22 protein-coding genes, 4 tRNA genes and 1 pseudogene are annotated in these 20724 nt (G+C 42.6%); 12 read left to right on the top strand and 15 right to left on the bottom strand.

From position 1 onward, the window contains the following. Positions 1-36: 36 nt before the first annotated feature. Positions 37-429, top strand: a complete 393-nt coding sequence (locus FOC32_RS09900; protein WP_175967261.1) for a carboxymuconolactone decarboxylase family protein — start codon at positions 37-39, stop codon at positions 427-429. A gap of 120 nt (positions 430-549) precedes the next feature. Here the strand turns inward: FOC32_RS09900 and FOC32_RS09895 are convergent, their stop codons facing one another. The 9 genes and pseudogenes from FOC32_RS09895 to FOC32_RS09855 all read right to left on the bottom strand — a co-directional run bounded on the left by FOC32_RS09895 (position 550) and on the right by FOC32_RS09855 (position 8569). After that, positions 550-1425, bottom strand: a complete 876-nt coding sequence (locus FOC32_RS09895) for an NAD(P)-dependent oxidoreductase (protein WP_081402636.1) — start codon at positions 1423-1425, stop codon at positions 550-552. A 15-nt stretch (positions 1426-1440) separates the two neighbouring features. Then, positions 1441-2802 carry a pyrimidine utilization transport protein G gene (gene rutG / locus FOC32_RS09890; protein ID WP_175967259.1) on the bottom strand — a complete coding sequence of 454 codons (1362 nt, stop codon included), beginning with the start codon at positions 2800-2802 and terminating at the stop codon, positions 1441-1443. Positions 2803-2835: 33 nt separating this feature from the next. Then, positions 2836-3318: pseudogene (gene rutF, locus FOC32_RS09885) on the bottom strand (NADH-dependent FMN reductase RutF); the annotation flags it as partial. A gap of 178 nt (positions 3319-3496) precedes the next feature. Beyond that, a complete protein-coding gene (rutC, locus tag FOC32_RS09880; RefSeq protein WP_004646493.1) occupies positions 3497-3877 on the bottom strand; it encodes a pyrimidine utilization protein C in 381 nt (126 codons plus the stop codon). Positions 3878-3909: 32 nt separating this feature from the next. Beyond that, a complete protein-coding gene (gene rutB, locus FOC32_RS09875; RefSeq protein ID WP_175967255.1) occupies positions 3910-4671 on the bottom strand; it encodes a pyrimidine utilization protein B in 762 nt (253 codons plus the stop codon). After that, positions 4668-5774, bottom strand: a complete 1107-nt coding sequence (gene rutA / locus FOC32_RS09870; RefSeq protein WP_175967253.1) for a pyrimidine utilization protein A — start codon at positions 5772-5774, stop codon at positions 4668-4670. The genes rutB and rutA overlap by 4 nt, the downstream gene beginning before the upstream one ends. Before the next feature lie 349 nt (positions 5775-6123). After that, positions 6124-6915, bottom strand: coding sequence for a pyrimidine utilization protein D (gene rutD / locus FOC32_RS09865; protein WP_034170059.1), 792 nt, complete (start codon positions 6913-6915; stop codon positions 6124-6126). An 80-nt stretch (positions 6916-6995) separates the two neighbouring features. After that, entirely contained in the window at positions 6996-7253 is a 258-nt protein-coding gene (locus FOC32_RS09860; protein WP_004810565.1) for a hypothetical protein, read from the bottom strand. A 134-nt stretch (positions 7254-7387) separates the two neighbouring features. Further along, entirely contained in the window at positions 7388-8569 is a 1182-nt protein-coding gene (locus tag FOC32_RS09855; RefSeq protein WP_175967251.1) for a trypsin-like peptidase domain-containing protein, read from the bottom strand. 170 nt (positions 8570-8739) lie between these two features. Here FOC32_RS09855 and FOC32_RS09850 point away from each other — a divergent pair, with 170 nt between their 5' ends. The 7 genes from FOC32_RS09850 to FOC32_RS09820 all read left to right on the top strand — a co-directional run bounded on the left by FOC32_RS09850 (position 8740) and on the right by FOC32_RS09820 (position 11525). Then, positions 8740-9498, top strand: a complete 759-nt coding sequence (locus tag FOC32_RS09850) for a Nif3-like dinuclear metal center hexameric protein (protein ID WP_175967249.1) — start codon at positions 8740-8742, stop codon at positions 9496-9498. Positions 9499-9651: 153 nt separating this feature from the next. Further along, positions 9652-10278 carry a superoxide dismutase gene (locus FOC32_RS09845; protein WP_175967247.1) on the top strand — a complete coding sequence of 209 codons (627 nt, stop codon included), beginning with the start codon at positions 9652-9654 and terminating at the stop codon, positions 10276-10278. Between the two features lie 148 nt (positions 10279-10426). Then, positions 10427-10502: transfer RNA gene (locus FOC32_RS09840), tRNA-Asn, on the top strand. A 6-nt stretch (positions 10503-10508) separates the two neighbouring features. Then, positions 10509-10584: transfer RNA gene (locus FOC32_RS09835), tRNA-Asn, on the top strand. A 277-nt stretch (positions 10585-10861) separates the two neighbouring features. Then, positions 10862-10937: transfer RNA gene (locus FOC32_RS09830), tRNA-Asn, on the top strand. Between the two features lie 6 nt (positions 10938-10943). Further along, positions 10944-11019, top strand: a tRNA-Asn gene (locus FOC32_RS09825). Between the two features lie 62 nt (positions 11020-11081). Beyond that, positions 11082-11525, top strand: a complete 444-nt coding sequence (locus FOC32_RS09820) for a DUF2726 domain-containing protein (protein ID WP_004782760.1) — start codon at positions 11082-11084, stop codon at positions 11523-11525. 5 nt (positions 11526-11530) lie between these two features. Here FOC32_RS09820 and FOC32_RS09815 read toward each other — a convergent pair whose 3' ends face one another. The 6 genes from FOC32_RS09815 to glnA all read right to left on the bottom strand — a co-directional run bounded on the left by FOC32_RS09815 (position 11531) and on the right by glnA (position 16436). Further along, a complete protein-coding gene (locus FOC32_RS09815; RefSeq protein ID WP_175967245.1) occupies positions 11531-11791 on the bottom strand; it encodes a hypothetical protein in 261 nt (86 codons plus the stop codon). 111 nt (positions 11792-11902) lie between these two features. Continuing rightward, entirely contained in the window at positions 11903-13153 is a 1251-nt protein-coding gene (locus FOC32_RS09810) for an alpha/beta hydrolase family protein (protein WP_175967243.1), read from the bottom strand. Positions 13154-13259: 106 nt separating this feature from the next. Beyond that, entirely contained in the window at positions 13260-14138 is an 879-nt protein-coding gene (ubiA, locus tag FOC32_RS09805) for a 4-hydroxybenzoate octaprenyltransferase (protein ID WP_175967241.1), read from the bottom strand. Between the two features lie 6 nt (positions 14139-14144). Continuing rightward, positions 14145-14603: a chorismate--pyruvate lyase family protein gene (locus tag FOC32_RS09800; protein WP_175968197.1), complete on the bottom strand. Its 459-nt coding sequence runs from the start codon at positions 14601-14603 to the stop codon at positions 14145-14147. A 55-nt stretch (positions 14604-14658) separates the two neighbouring features. Continuing rightward, positions 14659-14934: a hypothetical protein gene (locus FOC32_RS09795; protein WP_005234859.1), complete on the bottom strand. Its 276-nt coding sequence runs from the start codon at positions 14932-14934 to the stop codon at positions 14659-14661. Positions 14935-15020: 86 nt separating this feature from the next. Further along, positions 15021-16436 carry a type I glutamate--ammonia ligase gene (gene glnA / locus FOC32_RS09790; protein ID WP_171064793.1) on the bottom strand — a complete coding sequence of 472 codons (1416 nt, stop codon included), beginning with the start codon at positions 16434-16436 and terminating at the stop codon, positions 15021-15023. A 692-nt stretch (positions 16437-17128) separates the two neighbouring features. Between glnA and FOC32_RS09785 the strand changes: the two genes are divergently transcribed. From FOC32_RS09785 to trpC, 4 genes are all read left to right on the top strand, one after another. Continuing rightward, a complete protein-coding gene (locus FOC32_RS09785; protein ID WP_175967239.1) occupies positions 17129-17875 on the top strand; it encodes an IS5 family transposase in 747 nt (248 codons plus the stop codon). A 332-nt stretch (positions 17876-18207) separates the two neighbouring features. Beyond that, complete coding sequence (locus tag FOC32_RS09780; protein ID WP_034171526.1) at positions 18208-18792, top strand: anthranilate synthase component II; 585 nt, start codon at positions 18208-18210, stop codon at positions 18790-18792. A 17-nt stretch (positions 18793-18809) separates the two neighbouring features. Then, positions 18810-19856 carry an anthranilate phosphoribosyltransferase gene (gene trpD / locus FOC32_RS09775; RefSeq protein ID WP_175967237.1) on the top strand — a complete coding sequence of 349 codons (1047 nt, stop codon included), beginning with the start codon at positions 18810-18812 and terminating at the stop codon, positions 19854-19856. A gap of 20 nt (positions 19857-19876) precedes the next feature. Beyond that, on the top strand, positions 19877-20683 hold the full coding sequence (gene trpC, locus FOC32_RS09770) for an indole-3-glycerol phosphate synthase TrpC (RefSeq protein ID WP_175967235.1): 807 nt from the start codon (positions 19877-19879) through the stop codon (positions 20681-20683). Positions 20684-20724: the final 41 nt, after the last annotated feature.

Genomic DNA, 20724 nt, shown 5'->3' with positions numbered 1-20724 from the left:
GTTAAGCTACACCCATAATAAAATTGAGGGTCAATGATGTCACAACAAGATTATGAAAATGGCTTGAAAGTCCGTACTGAGGTGATGGGTGCAAGTTTTGTAAAGCGCGCTCAGGACAATACGGTTCCTTTTACTCAGCCTTTGCAGGACTGGATTAATGAACATGCCTGGGGTTCAACCTGGCAACGTGAAGGGGTTTTACCACGTAAATACCGTTCTTTAATTACCATTGCTTTTCTTACCGCGCAAAAAAGCCCGACTGAATTGAAAGGCCATGTTCGTGGCGCTTTGAATAATGGTGCAACAGTTGAAGAAATTCAAGAAGTGCTACTGCATAGCCTGCCTTACTGCGGTGCCCCTGCCACACAGGAAGCCTTCCGTGCAGCATTTGAAGTAATTCAGGAATATCAGGCAAATCAGCAGAATTAAGAATTACCTAGGCTATTTAACTGGCTTATCAATAATAAAGCCGGGAATTAAAATTCCCGGATTTTTAAATTTTAAACTGATATATCTATAGCTATACTTCTTTAATATTGTTTGAAAAGATTATCCTCTTAATTCAATTTGAGTCCGCTGTTCCAGTCCTTGCACCGCAGCGGAGAAATCCAGCTGACTGGCCTGTGGTTTGGCAATCTGCTGAAACTCTTGCTGAATCAAAGACATCACCGATAAATCCAGTTGCTGTTGCTGTACCAACTCCAAGGCAATGCCAATATCTTTCTGTAATAGATCCAGTGCAAAGGTCTTATTAAATTCACGGCTTAGTACACGCTGTGCCATGATATTTTCCGACATGCTGCTTTTACCACTGGAATGATTAATACAATTTAGTGCACTGCTTAAATCAACACCCTGCCCTTTCAGTACCGTCAGTCCTTCGGCCAGTGCCCATAAATGGGTAGCCATCAAGGTATTGTTGACAGCCTTGACTGCAAAACCAGCACCACTTTCTCCGACATATTCGATTAATCCGGCAAACGCATGAATGATAGGTTTGGCTTGTTCAAAGGCTTGCTCATTCCCTCCCACCATCACGGTTAAAGTACCTTTTTCTGCGCCAACGGTTTGACCAGAAACCGGTGCATCCAGATAAAAACTGCCTTGTTGCTCCAAGAGCTTCGCCAGTTTCTGGGCAGATTCCGGTACACCGCTGGTACAGTCAATCCAGATTGCACCTTGTTTGGGTGGATAGGCTGCAATTAATGCTTCCACATCCTGACTGGTCGGCAAACAGGAAAAGATAAAATCTGCCTGAACCGCCTGCTTAATACTCACTGCTTGAGTTGCAAAAATTTCAGCATGCGTTACAGCTTTCTGTTCAGTTCGATTCCAGACCCAAACCTGATGCCCGAGTTTTGGCAAATGGGAGGCCATATGCCAGCCCATTGCCCCGAGTCCTAAAAATGCAATTGAATGACTCAAAAAATGCTCCTCATATTAAGCGACTGGCTTAGCCTCAACCTCAGTTACGGTTTCAGCTGGTTCAGATGCTGGCAATTCTTTATCTTCACCACGGTTCAGGAACAGATTGAGTAAGATCGCAGCTAAAGTTGCAGTACCAATACCGCCCAGATCAAAACCACCGATCTGCAAGCTATAGTTCCCTGTGCCCATGATCAGACAGACTGCACCAATAATCAGCGTACTGTTCTTGGTAAAATCAACACGGTTATCCACCCAGATTTTCGCACCAGCCACAGTAATCAGACCAAATACGACAATCGATGCACCACCCAACAAGGCCACTGGAATGGTACTGATCACTGCACCGAATTTAGGTGAAAGCCCAAGTAAGATGGCGAAGATACCAGCAAAGACAAATACAGTGGTTGCATAAACTTTGGTGACTGCCATGACACCGATATTTTCGGCATAAGTGGTCATCCCCGTACCACCCACAGAAGCTGATAATGAAGTACACACCCCATCAGCAAAGAAACCACGACCCATATATGGAGACAGGTTTTTACCGGTCATCGCAGAGACTGCCTTAAAGTGCCCTAGATTTTCTGCAACCAAGATAATTGCTACTGGTGCAATCATCAGCATGGCATTCATTTCAAAGACCGGACTTTGGAAATTTGGCAAACCAAACCAGGCTGCTTCACTGACCTTAGTAAAATCAATCGCAGGTCCGAAGCCCATCACATTGGTGAAAAGGAAATAAATCAGGTAGGAAGATAATAAGCCCAATAACAATAACAGACGGCGTACCATTCCTCGTGTAAATACAGCAATCACACTGATACAGATAATAGTGATTAATGCCATCCACGAATCAAACTGGTTCGCTGAAACGCTTTTGATTGCCACTGGAGCCAGGTTCAAACCGATAATCATTACGATCACGCCTGTCACTACAGGTGGCATCAGCTTTTCAATCCATGCGGTACCGGTTTTCATGACCAGCAGCCCAATCAAGGCATAAATAATACCGCAAGCAATCGTACCGCCAAGTGCCAGTCCGATATTAGGATTCGCTCCAACTCCGGAATACCCCGTCACTGCGACGACCGCACCAATAAAGGCAAAGCTGGATCCCAGATAACTAGGCAATCGACCGCCCGTGATCAGGAAAAATAAAATGGTACCAATCCCGGTAATAAAAATTGTGAGATTGGGATCAAACCCCATTAATAAGGGTGCCAGCACGGTTGCGCCAAACATGGCAAACACATGCTGTAACCCGAGAATAATACTTTTTCCAGCAGGCAGATATTCATCTGTTTGCACGGGTGTGGTATCGAGATTGCCTTGGTAAGGCTTAAATTTTGGAAACCACGTTTCTTTTTCTTGCATCGGCTTCCCCTCCTTGATTAGGATTGAATTGAATTAGCACATTTTGTGTGGCTCACAGTAAGAACGGTTGAAGTACATCAGCGCATTGCCTTGACTCTGGCACATGGCTTTCACCTCACAGAACAGCACGTCATGACTGCTTACGGATAAACATTGGACCACCTCGCAGTCAAAACTGACTAAAGCATCCTCAAGTACAGGTGACTGGGTCACCAAGGTTTTCCAGTTCCCCTGGCTGAAACGCTCTGCCATTGGTGTCTTTCCACCAAACAGATTGGAGAGATGTTGTTGATGTGATGCCAAGGTATTCACACACAACACCTGATTCTTTTTAAAGGTTTCATAGACTGAAGCAGAACGGTTCAGGCACACCAGCAACGTTGGTGGTGTATCCGTCACGCTACATACGGCCGAAGCGGTAAATCCAGCCATTCCTGCATCGCCTTGCGTAGTAATCACATTCACCGCAGCACCCAGATTGGACATGCCCTGACGGAAAATCTGCTGATCGACTTGGGTAATGATGTCGCCAGATGCGTTAGTCGCCAAAACCTTATTTAATGCGTTATTTTCTGCAACTGTCTCTGTGATGATTTTAGATAATTTGGCATTCATGCTGTTCTCCCGACCCCAAGTCAATATTCAGTTTTAGACTTGGGGCATCTAGTAATGAGATTGAATCAGGTGGATCGGCTTATACATGGGCAATCGAAGCAATTTCGACTAGCGCATCAGGTTTGACCAAACCTGTCTGTACGCAATACCGTGCCGGCTTATCTCCCGGGAAATACTCTGCATACACTGCATTAATCGCAGCATAATCTGCCCAGTCTTTGACAAAGACATGGTTAAACGTTACGTCATCCATGCTGCCACCGGCTTCTTCAATCACACGCTTGATGGTTTCCAGAATATGACGGGTCTGTGCTGCGGCATCACCGACATGCACTACATTATTATTTTCATCAAAGGCCAATGTACCGGACACATACACAATATTATCTGCCTTAGTTGCCGGTACATACGGTGCGAGTGGTTTTGATGTTCCTGCGGGAATAATGATTTCTTTAGGCATACTTTTTTTCCTTAATCCTGATCTTTAATTCTTTATACGCTTACAGCTAATTTAGTTTCTTTTAGTGACTCACTTTCTTTTTGAAAGATATCGACAAAATTTGCGGTATCGGATACCCAGCCAAAGAAGGTCTTGATGTTGTACAGACTGGCTTCATGGGCCTCGACTGGGCCGGCTTGATGGCAGGCATCCGCCAGCACCACGCCGAAATATTCCAGAAAGAAACCATCACGCAGGGTCGATTCCACGCAGACATTGGTGGCAATTCCGACAAAAACCAGATTGCGAATGCCGCGGACACGCAACATGCTGTCTAGTGCGGTATTAAAGAAACCGCTATAACGTGGCTTTTCAATGACCAGGTCCTGTGGCAATGGCTTTAACTCATCAATCAGTTCAAAATCCCAACCGCCTTTTGCTAATAATTTCCCTTGTAATTCAGGACGTTTACGCATGGTCTTTAGGGCATTTGATTTATGGAAATTTGGAGAATCGGTTCCACCCGCTTCCTTATATTCTGTATCCCAGCCATTTTTGAAATAAATCACCTGAATACCGGCTGCATGCGCTGCATCAACTGCCTTTTTAATATTTTCAACCACTGGCTTGGTTTTCGAGACATCAAAGCCCGCCAGATCCAGATAGCCCCCCTGTGAGGTATAGGCATTCTGCATGTCGATCACAATCAGCGCAGTCTGTTCAGGTGCAAGACAAATTGCTTCAGGTTCAGCCTTTAGGGTTCTTCCGGTGCCGAGTTTTTCAGTAAACCCAGCGGTAACTACTGATTCACTCATGCGCTTTTCTCCAGAACCGGTGCTTCGCCCTCAATCACAATATGCTCACGACATTTCATCAATGGCTGGATTTTCTGACCAAAATCTTCGACACCCTGAACGAAATCATCAAAAGTCAGCAGCACACCTTCAGTGCCTTTGATTTCGCCAATTTCATCCAACATTCGTGCCACATTTTTATAAGAACCGACCAGAGTCCCCATATTGATATTTACAGGAGATACGCTAGACGCCATTTGACGGATATTGGTATCTGCACCAGAAGTCGTGTCTTTCCCACCCTGATTCATCAACCAGTTAATCGCTTCCATGTCGGCACCATCGTTATAGTGCTGCCATTTTGCTTGCGCTTCTTCATCGGTCTCAGCTGCAATCACCATAAACAGCACATAAGTCTGTACATCACGGCCAGTCACATCTGTTTTTTCTTTTAGACGGTCATTAATTTCTGCATAAGCTGTTGGAGTATTCAGGCCTTTACCAAATACGAAGTTGTAGTCGGCATATTGTGCAGAAAACTCTAAACCTGCATCAGACTGACCTGCACAGATGATTTTCATATCGGCTTGCGGGCGCGGGCTAACACGGCAGTCTTCCATCTGGAAATGTTCGCCTTTAAAGTCTGATTTTCCGGTTGTCCAAAGCTCACGCAGGATTTGTACGTATTCAGATAGGTATTCATAGCGCTTAACAAAATACTCATTGCCCGGCCACATACCCATCTGGGTATATTCCGGTGGCTGCCAGCCGGTTACCACATTCAGACCGAAACGGCCATTGGAAATAGAATCAATGGTAGATGCCATGCGCGCTACAATTGCAGGTGGCATGACTAGAGTTGCAGCTGTTGCATAAATTTGAATTTTGCTGGTAACAGCAGCAAGACCGGCCATCAGGGTGAAAGTTTCCAGGTTATGTTCCCAGAATTCGGTCTTGCCACCAAAGCCACGCAGCTTGATCATGGAAAGTGCGAAATCGAAACCATAGTGCTCAGCACGCTGTACGATTTGTTTGTTTAACTCAAAAGTCGGCATATATTGTGGTGCATTTTCAGAGAGTAACCAACCGTTGTTTCCAATTGGACAGAAGACACCTATTTTCATTTTCACACCTCATTATTTTTTAACACTTATTCAAAATCCTGGTTCCGCTACGGGAATCTTATTTACAAGATAAACATTGCAAACCGTGTGCCAAATATTTTTATTAATTATTTATCAAATACTTAATATTTTATTTTTTGAATTTTTAGTAAAATAACTGTTTTCAAACATGAGTCAATTTTGCTCACTATGTTTCATTCAAGTGCATTTATATAAATTCATGCGTGTGCAAGCCCTGTATAAATTCGCAGTAAAATTCCTGCTCATACCATAGAAATGATTCATTAGAAAAAATAAAAAGTCAGACCCAGGGTCTGACTTAAATAAACAGATTTATTGGCTGAAAATATCAGGCTGATTTTAAATAATGCAGTATGTTTTGGTTGATCAGGGCAGTTTCAGTCACCGTAGAAGCATGTGCTCCCGTTTCGAGCAGGTTAAACCGGCTATGTGGCAATAACTGCTGCAATTTTTGTGAACATTGATATGGCACCAGAAAGTCATCCCGATTGGCAATCAGATGTACAGGAACATTTTTGAGTGCCTGCCGATGCACTTCTTCTAGTTGAAAAGCTTGTACTGCCTGTATACGTGCCAAGACATTTTGAATCGGTGGAAAGTCAAGGAGCTGCTTATTTTCTGCATCAGTCAACTGTTCAATATGTGTAGAGATCCATTGCGGTGGATACAGAAATAAAGCCTGTGCCCGCACATAGGCCTCAGTCCCGCTATTCAGCAATAAAGAAGTCCTTGCCTGAAAACATTTTTGGGTATGTGAATCCAGTTCCCCCCAGGCATTCAACATGGTCAGGCTAAGTAACTTCACACCCTTTTCCGTCTGACAGGTCGCCAGTTGCATGCCAATATGTCCGCCTAGGGCATGTCCAATAAAATGAAACTCGCAAATATCCTCATTGATCAATAAATCCAGAATCTGCCGAGCCATATGATCTACGGAATAAGGCGTTGGCAAGAGTTCAGAATCCGCATGACAACCTTCCTGATCATAGGTCACCACATGAAAATCTTGCTGCAAAACCTCAATTTGTGGATTCCAGAAACTTGCATGTCCACCTAAACCAGAAGAAAGCACTATATAAGGCGCATCGGCCCGTGCTGCAGGATAAATAAATAAAGACATAAAATTCTCATAGTTTCGCTATGAGATGAGTGCAGCAAAATACATGCCTGAATAGGACTATTTTTGAACAATTGATAAAACTATAACCAATAGACATTAAAGCTATAATAAAATTCCTGCACCTCAAAGCGCACGTTATAGCCCAGTTCAGTCAATTCTGCCGAAAGACCACGGATCTCTTCTAAAGGCAAATGTTTTGGAAATACCGTTAATACAGCAGTATTGCCTTGTCGGGCATTGTCCTCAATTAATTGAGCCAAACGGGGCTTATACATTTCAATATTCAAGTTGGCTACATTCGATAAAACTTTGGCCTGATCAGCAGTCATAAAACTCATTGTTTTTACTCTTTTTTGATTTTATTCAATGAAATTAAATGATTTAAATCACATAAAATATTTTTGTTTTGTATCTAATTAAATAAATCGTGCATAAAAAAATCCCTCACATGGAGGGATTTTCTTAGAAAAAATTACTGATCTGGTAAAGGAATATATTGTGAAGAACTGCTTTGCGTTTTACGTTCACTAATCACCACATCCAGTGTCATGGTTTTTCCAGCGCGCTCTACTTCAATCTGAACGGTACTGTTTGGTGCCTGTAAAGCGACAAAATTAATCAGATGTGAGGCAGAAGTAATCACTTCATTATTTACTTTGATAATTTTATCACCACGCTGGATGCCAGCTTTTGCTGCTGGTCCATTTTCCAGCACTTCAGCGACCACTACACCTGATTCTTTAGGTTGCAGTACATCATTACGTTCTGTCGGCAACAGACTGATACCCAGCCAGCCACGAACGACACGGCCATCTTTCAGGATTGCATTCATCACCTGTTGACAGATTTTAGCGGGAATCGCAAAACCAATCCCCAGTGAGCCACCTGTTTGCGAGAAGATTGCTGTATTCACTCCGATCAGGTTACCGGCAACATCAATCAATGCACCACCCGAGTTGCCTGGGTTAATTGCAGCATCTGTCTGAATAAAGTCTTCATAAGTATTGATGCCCAGATCAGAACGGCCTGTCGCAGAAATAATCCCCTGAGTCACGGTTTGACCGACACCAAACGGGTTACCAATTGCCAGAACAACATCACCGACTTCATTGCCACTCAGCTTGAATGGCAAAACTGGTAATTGTTCAAGTTCGATCTTAATTACAGCCAAATCCGTATCCGGGTCTGTACCTACAACTTTAGCTTCAGCACGGCGTCCATCATGCAAGGCCACTACAATCTGGTCTGCTTGTGCAATCACGTGATTATTGGTCAGGATATAACCATCAGGACGAACTATCACGCCTGAACCTAAACTGTTTTCATTTGGACTTTGACCAAACTGGTCTGGTAACTGATCACCGAAAAATTCACGGAAGACTGGATCTATCAGTAAAGGATGTGCCTGCTGTTTTACTTTTTGTGTGGTAAAGATATTTACCACCGCAGGTGCTGCGACTTTCACTGCGGCACTATAGGAGACAACGCCTCCAGAACGCGAAGTATCGATCAACGGTTCTACTTTTTCAGCAGGCATTTTTACGCCATCCGGCGCAATCGGTGATTTAGGTTTCTGCAGCTGCTGCCACCCCAAAAAACCGATAATGACTAAAATCAGTAACACCCAAGGTAACCATGTAAAGGTACGGCGCACTTTGCTATCCTCTAAAATATTTTAATTCGTTGATGACTAAGTAATTTGTATCCTATTGTAATGCCAAATACATAACTAAACACAAAAAAATCCACAGAGATTTGTGCTGCTTTAGTTACAATTGGACATATGAATAAGAATTGGCAAGTTCATAAACTGACAGGAATTTTATGGCGAATTTAAACGATATTATCCGCTGGTGCGATCAGACTTTAGCATCTTCCGAATTTAAGGACTATGCACCGAATGGCTTACAGATCCAAGGCCGCGCTGAAGTCAATAAAATTTTATGTGCCGTTACTGCCTCCCAAACTGCGATCGAAGCTGCGATTGAACAAGGTGCTGATTTACTATTGGTTCACCATGGTTATTTCTGGAAAGGTGAAGCCTACCCGATTACCGGGATGCGTGGTAAACGAATTAAAAGCCTGATCCAAAATGATATTTCGCTTGTTGGTTATCACCTGCCTTTAGATAGCCATCCAACTCTGGGAAATAATATTGCGATTGCAGACCTGCTGGAACTGGAAAACCTGGAACAGCTTGATCCGAGTGAGCGCCGTCCAATTGGGAATATTGGTTATTTAAAACAGGCCATGACGCCAGAAGGATTCAAGGCCTATGTATCAGAAAGACTGGGCTATGATGCGTTGCATTTACCTGCCGAAAAAAGCCTGATTCAAAAAGTCGGTTTCTGTACTGGTGGTGCACAGGATTATATTCATAAAGCAGCGGCACAAGACTGTGATGCTTATATTTCTGGCGAAGTCAGTGAGCGTACTTTTTATGATGCTCAGGAACTGGATGTGCATTATTATGCCTGCGGCCACCACGCCACTGAAAAATATGGTGTACAACGTCTGGCTAAAGCTATTTCAGAACAATTTAATATTGAGTATAGTTATTTCGAATTAAACAATCCGATTTAATTTCGATTGGCAAGTAGATGAATGGCTTTATCTTTAAATTTTCAGGCTTTATTCTGTATTGTTATTTATACACAGTGCCCATTTTTGCCTAAGAATCTATTACAATAACGCCACTTATTGTCAAAACCCAGCAAAATGCAAGGAATTGAAAACATGACAACCATTACTTTACCACCATTACCATACGACTACGACGCTCTTGCTCCACACATCAGCAAAGAAACTTTAGAATACCACCATGACAAACACCACAATACTTATGTGGTTAACCTGAACAACCTGATCGCTGGTACTGAGCTTGAAGGCAAAACTCTAGAAGAAATCATCAAAGCAACTGCTGGTGATTCATCTAAAGCAGGTGTATTTAACAACGCTGCGCAAGTATGGAACCACACATTCTACTGGAACTGCTTGACTAAAAACGGTGGCGGTAAAGCAAATGGCGCTTTGGCTGCAAAAATTGACGAAGCTTTCGGTTCTTACGAAAAATTCGCTGAAGAGTTCGCAACTGCTGCTGCAACTCAGTTCGGTTCAGGTTGGGCTTGGTTAGTTGCTGATGAAGTAAACGGTAACCTGTCTATCCTTAAAACTTCAAATGCTGACACTCCAATGGCACACGGTAAAATTGCTGTGTTGACAATCGATGTTTGGGAACACGCTTATTACATCGACTACCGTAACGCTCGTCCTAAATACATCTCTACTTTCCTAGAAAGCCTGGTGAACTGGGATTACGCAAACGCGAAATATGCTGGTCAACCTGCTGGTGTTGAGAAATAATTTTTTATTTCCAGCTTAAAAAATCACCCTTCATGGGTGATTTTTTTTATTTTTAGGTCTAAGATGCATATTAAAAAAGCAAATGATTCATTTCTTTACAGGAATTGATTGACGGTCTTTGTTTTCCTGCCTAAAATGCGCATCAGATTCTCCAATAGCTCAGTCGGTAGAGCGACGGACTGTTAATCCGCAGGTCCCTGGTTCGAGCCCAGGTTGGAGAGCCAATCTATTCTCCCATAGCTCAGTCGGTAGAGCGACGGACTGTTAATCCGCAGGTCCCTGGTTCGAGCCCAGGTGGGAGAGCCAAGATTCTAAAAAAACCCACTCATTGCGAAGTGGGTTTTTTTATGTCTGTCTTTTTGGATTAAATATCTATATTGGTCCTGTTTGTAGTTTTAGCGACTCGCAACCATGGCAGCGAATAATCACGCAACCTCTCTACCTTTAATCTAGGTTACATAAACATAACATTTTGAACTACAATCATTTTTGATTATTTTTAAAACACTTGGTTCAGTTTTTTCAGCTTTTTTATAAAAGTGCCTTGACCCCTTTTTAAATCTCTCTATAATCGCTTTCAGATTCTCCAATAGCTCAGTCGGTAGAGCGACGGACTGTTAATCCGCAGGTCCCTGGTTCGAGCCCAGGTTGGAGAGCCAATCTATTCTCCCATAGCTCAGTCGGTAGAGCGACGGACTGTTAATCCGCAGGTCCCTGGTTCGAGCCCAGGTGGGAGAGCCAAGATTCTGAAAAACCCACTCATTGCGAAGTGGGTTTTTTTATTCTTTTCTCTTTTATGATCCGTGTTTGATTTGAGTCAGTTTATATTCTTTGTGATTGGCTGTCTGGCAAGCTTTGCCTTAATTTGCCTGCTCTTCCCTCATCTGTTTACCCGCCAGAAGAAATTCTATCCCAAGCGTGTCATTACAGCTTTCGAAAGCAAGATGTTTACTCGCCTGAAAGATGCTTTTCCGCATCATCACATTCTGGCACAGGTCGCATTTAGTGCTTTGATTACGCATGACAATATGAAAATGCGCAGCAAGTTTAACCGCAAGGTGACCGATTTTGTGGTGATGGACCGGGAATATAATGTGGTGGCGATTATAGAACTGGATGACCCCACCCATATTGGCAAGGAACAGGAAGATGCGGAACGCGATGCAATGCTGATTGCTGCCGGCTATACAGTCGTCCGCTACACTGAAATTCCAACAATCCGGCAACTTCAAAGGGATTTGAGATAAATAGTTTAATGAGAGGAATTTGTTTCAGCTTCTGAAGCAGCTTGAATTGCTTGAACCTCCTGCTCTGCCTTTGATTTTTCAGCCGCTTCGCGCGCTTCAATCCGGGCAATCATATCTGCCTGTTGCTGCTTATATTTTTCCTGATTTTTTGCATCGCTATTAACTGCCAGAAATGCCATCGTCACTAAAAAAATCGGCACACATAAAGCCAGGGTTCCAAAGATAAGCAGTTTTTTAATACTGCGGGGTTTTGTCTGTTCCGACATAACAAGCCTATACTGATAACCTATAATCCTGAGTCACTATAACAAACTTAAATGATTGCTCAAGGCCTAGCCTTACAAGGAATAGAAAAGGAGCCGAAGCTCCTTTTAGGATTAAGGACTGACAGAAATACCTGAAGGCATATAGGTATTGATGAAGGTCAGCAGCTGGGTTCTGCTTTGTACAATAGCCTCGGTATGTGATGCGTCTTGTACCGGTACAAAAGTCACTGTGGTTCCCATATCTTTCAAGCCTTGTTGTAAAGTATTTGTCACTGGATATGGAACAGCCATATCTGCAGTACCTTGAATGATCATCACAGGAACATTAATTTTTTCAGTTGCAGGCTGATTATTCTCAAGGAACTTTTCAACCGACGAATTATTCTGGAAGTTTTCTACTAATCCTGGATAGTCTACAACCGCTTTTTCCGGATTATTCACCAGATAATCATCAATATCTTGCACATATTCAGTAATCAATGGCCCTAAACAAAGTCCATTTTCTCCAGTTGTGCCTTCCGCCTTTTCAGCCACAATCCCTGCACGGCTTGAAAATATATTGCGATAGTTAAAGCCTGGTTCATAAGCTTTAATCCCGACAGCAACATAAGCCGCATAAGCCAGTAATTCTGCATAGACTGCTTTCGCAGCATTATCTTGCCCAGCCTCAACCAAGGCACTAAGCGCTTGCGGTGCTACTTCACTGATAATATAACCCAGACTTGAAGCCGGAGCTGCTGCAACTGCTGCCTTATAATTTGGATCTTCATCGGCAAACTGGGCTGTGGCAAGTGATGCGTGCCCTCCCTGGGATTGTCCCACTGAGACCCAGGCACCATTAAATCGATTTCCCTGTTGTTCCTTAAAGGCTCTTACTGCATAGATAGCCGATTGTGCCGCACTTTTTAAATTTAAATAAGGATGGATCCCCCGAGTACCTAATCCTTCATAATCGGGTGCAACAATCACATATCCCTTTGCAAGCAAGCTGCTGGCCAATCCTCTAAAATTATTATTCAGCTGGTTATTACTTGGTGCACAAGAATCACCGCTACCCACCGTGCCATGTTCCCAAACCACCACCCGCCATCCGTCTTGAGGTTGAGGTGTATTTGGATAAAACACCATGGCTGTCGCTTCAGCCCGCTCACCATTTACGTTTGGCATATTATAGCGTATGACTTGAATATCCGATGCTTCAGGCAAGGTATCCTCATCATAAGATTGTTGACTTAAAAATACCCTTTCCTGTGGTCGGAACGAATCATTATCATCGTCATTACACGCAGTCATGAACAATGACATGGAACATACCAGTGCTAGACAGGTTTTTTTGAAACCGTTTTTCACTACATTATTCATATTCTAATCCCTTATTGTTGTTTACGATTTTCATGAAGAATCTTGAATTAAGCATAAAAAAAAGCACCCTTATAGGATGCTTTTGTTATGAATCGACAAGGTGCAGTTACAGAAGCGCGGCAAAGATTCCAAGGAAAATCATCAGCCCCACCCAACGGTTATGACGGAAAGCCCAGAAACAGCGCTGTGGGTCCTTATCTCGAGTTTTGGACCATTGATAAATAAAATCAATTGCGACGGCTAGAAGCCCCATCAGGCCAAATGGAATCAGCAAATCCTCAATCCATAATGCTGCGCCAATCAAGACCAGACTTAAAGCCTGTAAGGTACTAATGATCTGAATATCATGCTGACCAAACAAAATGGCTGTGGATTTCACACCAATTTTCAAATCATATTCACGATCAGTAATCGCATATTGCGTGTCATAGGCCACGGTCCAAGCCAGATTGCCAAAATAGAGAAGCCAACAAGTTAAATCTGGCGTCTGCCCGACGGCAGTATAGGCCATTGGAATTGACCAGGAAAATGCAGCTCCCAAAAATACCTGCGGCAAATGGGTATAGCGTTTCATAAACGGATAAATGAACGCTAAAAACAAGGCTCCAAAGGACCAGTAAAAGGTTTCAATCGGCAGGAAAAATAACAGGCAGGCACTGGCTGCGACGAGCACCAGAAAGACCATCACTGCTTCTTTAGCACTAATAATACCAGTGGCTAAGGGACGGGTTTTGGTACGCTCGACATGCGCATCCACTTTACGGTCGGCAAAGTCATTAATGGCACAGCCCGCTGCGCGCATAAAAATTACACCTAGAATCATCAGCACCAAAATACTGAGATCAGGTATTCCCTTTGCTGCGACCCATAGCGCCCACATGGTCGGCCAGAAGACCAGCTCTGTGCCAATTGGCTTATCAAAACGACAAAGATAATAATAGGCGCTCAGACGTTCACGCCAAGTAATTGCTTGTGCAGTTGCCATATCAAGTTAAGCCTGTTGATTTTGTATAAAGTGTTCAAATACCGGTAAAAATGTTTCTTGTACGATAAATTTACAACCATGCCAAGTATAGCAGCTCTGGCGGGTCCAGCCCTCTTCCAGATAAATCACACGTCGCTCACACTGTGGATTGGTACGCTGGAATAATAGCCAGCCAATCGGCTTCGATCCAATATGCTGGAATATCCGCGCACGTTTTTGCAGGCTTAAAATTGGAAATATACTTTTGGCTTTGACCCAAGGCTGTTCTTCACAGCCATATAAATAGCTTTCCCGTACCCAGGACGTATGCTGATGTGGCATCTGCATCCACCGAGCATCCACAAATTCCAGACGCTGAAAATGTTCCTGCTGTGGTTCTACCCGGAACTGACCACCAGCCAGATCTGTTAACTGTTGCGTCAATGATCCTGAGGCATACAGCCACTCTCGAAGTGCTGTAGGCATCTGCTGTCTATTCGGATTTTTAAATTTTACACTCACAACGTTATCCACTTCACGATTAGGCATTATCTGTCTTGGCAATCACTTCATATTTTCCACTTGGCAGCTTTTTCAAAATCATGCCATCTGTTGTGAGATAAAAACTTTGTGGATAATCATAATCCAGCGCCAACTCAGGATGACGTAATGCCACAAACTCAACCTGTTTATAACCTTCAGGTGTACGCGCAACATCTACATAGGTCACTTCAGAAAAATTCAGTTTAAAGCCTTTACTATGATCTTGAGGATCAATCCAGGGAAAAAAGCCGGTATGTCTTTTACGTTGTGCCATAACTTCATATCTTTGATCAATAACAGCATCATACAAAAAAACCCGCACAAAGGCGGGTCTTTTTTACAGTGAAATTCAGATCAGAATTACAGGCTGTAGTACATGTCGAATTCAACTGGGTGAGTAGTCGTATTCAGACGACGTACATCTTCAGTCTTAAGTTCGATATAGGCATCAAGCATTTCTTTAGTGAACACGCCACCTTTAAGCAGGTAGTCATGATCTTCTTTAAGAGATTCAAGTGCCATTTCAAGGCTGTGCGCCACTGTAGGGATTTTCGCTTCTTCTTCAGGAGGAAGATCGTACAGGTTCTTGTCAGCAGCTTCACCTGGGTGAATCTTGTTTTGGATACCGTCGATACCCGCCATCAACAATGCAGCGAAACCTAGGTACGGGTTCATCATTGGATCAGGAAAACGTGCTTCAATACGTTTGCCTTTAGGGCTAGAAACGTAAGGAATACGGATAGAAGCTGAACGGTTACGCGCTGAGTAAGCAAGCATAATCGGTGCTTCGAAGTGAGGTACCAAACGTTTGTATGAGTTTGTAGATGGGTTAGTGATCGCATTCAATGAACGAGCATGTTTGATCACACCACCGATGAAGTACAATGCCATTTCTGAAAGGCCTGCATATTCATCACCAGCAAACAAGTTCTTGCCATCTTTAGAGATCGACATGTGAACGTGCATACCAGAACCGTTATCGCCTACCATTGGTTTAGGCATAAAGGTTGCAGTTTTAGCGTATTGGTGCGCAACGTTCCAAACAGCATATTTGAACTGTTGTACTTCGTCAGCTTTACGAACCATTGTGTTGAAGCTCACACCAATTTCTAACTGGCAAGACGCAACTTCGTGGTGATGTACTTCTACACGACCTGGGCCCATGATTTCTTCAATTTTTGCACACATGTCTGCACGCATATCTTGATGAGAATCAACAGGAGGAACTGGGAAATAACCACCTTTAACACGTGGACGATGACCTGAGTTACCTGCTTCGTAATCTTTACCAGTAGACCAAGCAGCTTCTTCAGCGATCAATGTGTGGCGAGCGCCAGACATGTCGATGTCCCATTTCACTTCGTCAAATACGAAGAATTCTGGTTCTGGACCGAAGAATGCAGTATCACCGATACCTGTAGATTTCAGGTATTCTTCTGCACGGCGAGCAATCGAACGTGGGTCACGTTCATAACCTTGACCAGTTGATGGTTCGATAACGTCACAAGTCACAACAACAGTTGGCTCTGCAAAGAACGGGTCGATGAAACCTGTTTCTGCATCTGGACGTAAGATCATGTCCGATGCTTCGATGCCTTTCCAACCTGCGATTGAAGAACCGTCAAACATTTTGCCGTCTTCAAACGTATCTTCATCAATACTGTCTGCTGGATAAGTAACGTGCTGTTCTTTACCCTTGGTATCAGTAAAGCGAAAATCGACCCATTTTGCGCCACTTTCTTGTATGAGTTGAAGGACCTTGTTCGCCATGCTCATTTTGCTCCGATGTTTTTTGTTGCACTCGCAAAGTGCGTGTTAGAAGTTGGTATCTATTAAGCAATTAGCGTACCAACTTTTAAAAGTATATCTAAAATCTTGAAATCTTTATAAGAAAACATAGGAAGATAAAAATACCTTGTCGCTATTATACTGTGACTTAAACTAAATGCACTATATTCAAGCATTCTTCCTGAGATTTGTTGCAGGTATTTTTTTAGCGCACCTAAATAGTGCGATGATTTCATATTAGGTAAGAATAGGAGCACTTTTCAGTGAGGAATTGCGTTTTTATGCTAATTTAGTTTAAAAAATATTCGATTTCGTTTAATTCTGGTTAAGTTTTATCAGTTACAAAGCGTGCTCTGTAGGTTTATGTACTTAAAAAGATCACTATTTTGAGTCACTTTTATTCAAATTGTCGATCTTATCGTTTGATTTATCCCATGCATTATTATTCAAATGATGTTTTTTTCAGCATCATTAGACCTCTTGCGAAAGTATCGTTTTACCTAATTTTTGAATTGGCTAAAACCTTATAAAATGTAGCTTTGGGCTGTTTAAATTTTGACTAACGCAAGAGGTCTATTATTTTAATCATTTAAAACTTATTTAGGGTGTGTTGACACTTTTAGCTTAAAAAATAGCGAAGTAGTAAAATCAAATCGCCAAACCCAATTTTACTATTCGCTATGCCTCGTACCATGCTGACAGATCAACACTGGCAAAAGTTGAAAACTATTTTGCGTAATTTATCTATTCATCACAACTCAAATTTACGTAATTTTATTGAAGCTATTCTCTATAGAATTAGAATAGGCTGTCCGTGGCGAGATATTCCTTCCTATCTCGGTCAATCAAACTCTATTTTCAAACGTTTTAATCGTTGGTCAAGCAGTGGTAAGTTGCTTAGATTATTCAAATTATTAGCATCATGCCCCGATATGGAGTGGATTTTTATTGATGGCTCTCACGTACGTGCTCATCAACATTCTGCCGGTATAGCGAATCAATCCATTTCTAAAAGTGTAGGAGGAAACTCCTCAAAAATACATTTGATTGTTGATGCAAATGGCAATCCTGTTGATTTCATGATTACCGATGGAACCACACATGACGTCAAAGTTGCACCTGATTTAATATCAACATTAGACTTAAAAGAGACAAAAGTGGTCTGCGCAGATAAAGGCTATGATTCAGAACCACTGCGTGAACAGGTCAGAAAAACAGGGACAAAAGCGAATATACCAAAGAAAATAAATAGCCAATCGAACAATGATCATATGGACTGGTATTTATATAAAATCAGGCATTTAGTTGAAAATATGTTTTGTAGATTAAAGCAATTTAGAGGAATAGCTACTCGATATGACAAGCTCAAAAGAAATCATCAAAGTTCTGTTGCCTTAGCCTGTATATTTTTATGGCTACCTTTATAGGTTTAATTATGAACAGTAAATGTCAACAGACCCTATTTTTAATTTAAAAAAATAATAACTGCAATATTTATTTAAACTTACTTTTCGTCAGTTAATTACTTATACGCACATTTAAAATGCCTAAAAGGCTGTGAGCTAATCACCAGCCTGAAAATTGAAAAATTATTGCGCCCGATGTGGCTATTTTTTGCTATGATGAGGGGTGCTTTATTTTCACACAATGAAATCAACGATTTAGTCGTGTATTCCCTAGACTTGCAACAAGTCCCGATAAAGCTCAATCTGGATCACTTTAGCACAGTTAAGTGCAATAATTTCAATAGGTTAAGCTCATGCTTCTAATGATCGACAACTATGACTCCTTTACTTATAACATCGTCCAGTATTTTGGCGAACTGAATCAAGAAGTAAAAGTAGTCCGCAATGATGCCGTGACATTGGAGGATATTGAGCGATGGCAACCCAAGTATCTGGTGATTGGCCCTGGTCCATGTTCGCCAAGTGAAGCTGGAATTTCGATTCCTGCCATTCAGCATTTTGGTGGCAAGATTCCCCTGCTCGGTGTTTGTCTGGGGCATCAAAGTATTGGTCAGGCTTTTGGTGGCGATATTATTCGTGCCAAACGCGTCATGCATGGGCGTTTGTCTGATATGTATCACAGTGATAAAGGTATTTTCAGCAATCTGCCAAATCCTTTTTCTGCGACGCGTTACCACTCGCTGGTGATTGATCAGGCCACTTTGCCAGAATGCCTGGAAGTGACCTGCTGGACCAATGAAGAAGATGGCTCTATGGAAGAGATCATGGGGGTTAAACATAAGACACTACCGATTGAAGGTGTGCAGTTCCATCCGGAATCAATCCTGAGCCAGCATGGTCATCAGATATTTAAAAACTTTCTTGAAATTTACGCATAATGGGTAAAACGCAAGTCATGAATATTCAACAAGCTTTAAGCAATATTACTAAAAACATTCACCTGACTCAGGAACAAATGGAAGACGTGATGCACACCATTATGTCTGGCGAAGCAACCGATGCCCAGATTGGTGCTCTGCTCATGGGTCTACGCCTGAAAGGTGAAAGTATTGACGAGATTACCGCTGCAGCACGTGTCATGCGTGAACTCGCAACCAAAATCGATGTCAGTGATGTCCCTCATCTGGTGGATATCGTCGGTACAGGCGGTGATGGACAAAACCTGTTTAATGTATCTACCGCTTCAGCCTTTGTAATTGCAGCAGCTGGTGCAACCATTGCCAAACATGGTAACCGTGGTGTTTCTACCAAATCAGGCTCTTCTGACCTACTGGAACAGGCAGGCATTAATCTTGATTTGAATATGCAGCAAACCGAACGCTGTATCCGTGATATTGGGGTTGGCTTCCTGTTCGCGCCTAACCATCACAAAGCCATGAAATATGCGATTGGTCCACGTAAAGAACTGGGTATTCGTAGTATTTTCAACCTGCTCGGCCCGCTTACGAATCCGGCCGGTGTAAAACGTTTGGTCATCGGCGTATTTTCTAATGAATTTTGCCGTCCAATTGCAGAAGTGATGAAACAGCTCGGTGCTGAACATGTGATGGTCGTACATTCACGTGATGGTTTAGATGAAATCAGTCTGGCTTCTTCTACCCATGTGGCTGAGCTGAAAAACGGTGAAATCACTGAATGGGAAATCATTCCTGAACAGGTCGATATTGAATCACAAACCTTAACTGGTTTAATTATTGAAAGCTCAGCAGAAAGTCTGGCTCTGATTAAAGATGCCTTAGGCAAGAAGAAATCTGAGATCGGTCATAAGGCTGCCAATATGATTGCTCTAAATGCCGGCGCAGGTATTTATGTATCAGGCCTGACTTCAAGCTATAAACAAGGTGTGGCACTGGCACACGACATTATTTATGGTGGCCAGGCGCTGGAAAAAATGAGCGTGCTCTCTGAATTCACCAAAACCATCAAACAATACGAAGCTTAATACGGTCAGGAATTTGAATCATGGTTGATATTGCAAATACAATTTTGGGTAAAATTGTTGATCGTAAGAAAGAAGAGTTCGCTCTCCGTCTTAAGCAGAAAAGCTATAAGGATATAGAAGAGTTAGCTCAAGGCGCGACACCTGTACGTGGTTTTGCTCAATCTTTAATATCTAAACGTCCGGGTGTAATCGCTGAAATTAAAAAGGCTTCTCCGTCCAAAGGCGTGATTCGTGAAAACTTCAATCCTGCAGAAATTGCGGCGCAATATCAGGATGCCGGCGCTGCCTGTTTATCTGTACTAACTGACGTGGATTTTTTCCAGGGTGCTGATGAATATATTCAGATTGCCCGTTCACACTGTGATTTGCCTGCGCTGCGTAAAGATTTCCTGATCGATCCTTATGGCGTGATTGAAGCGCGTGCCCTGCATGCAGACTGTATTTTGCTGATCGTGGCCTGTCTTTCTGATCAGCAGTTAGAGGAAATGTCTAAAACTGCGTTTGAGCATAATCTGGATGTACTGGTTGAAGTGCATGATGAAGAAGAATTAGGGCGTGCTTTAAAACTTTCTGATCGTTGTCTGCTGGGTGTGAATAACCGTAATTTAAAAACTTTTGATGTCGACCTGAATACATCATTACGTCTGAAAAAACTACTGGATCCTTCACGCCTGCTGGTCACTGAAAGCGGTATTGCGACCCCTGCTGATGTTGCGATGATGCAAGAACATGATATTCATGCTTTCCTGGTCGGTGAAAGTTTCATGAAACAGCCACGCCCGGATCATGCTTTCCGTGATTTATTCGGTGAGCCTGAATCAGTTTAAAATATTAAGTATAAAAAAGCCCCAGCTCAGCATGGGGCTTT

This window comes from Acinetobacter sp. FDAARGOS_724, from assembly GCF_013364475.1.
Taxonomy (GTDB): Bacteria; Pseudomonadota; Gammaproteobacteria; order Pseudomonadales; family Moraxellaceae; genus Acinetobacter; species Acinetobacter variabilis.
This window is presented reverse-complemented; position numbering and strand designations above follow the sequence as displayed.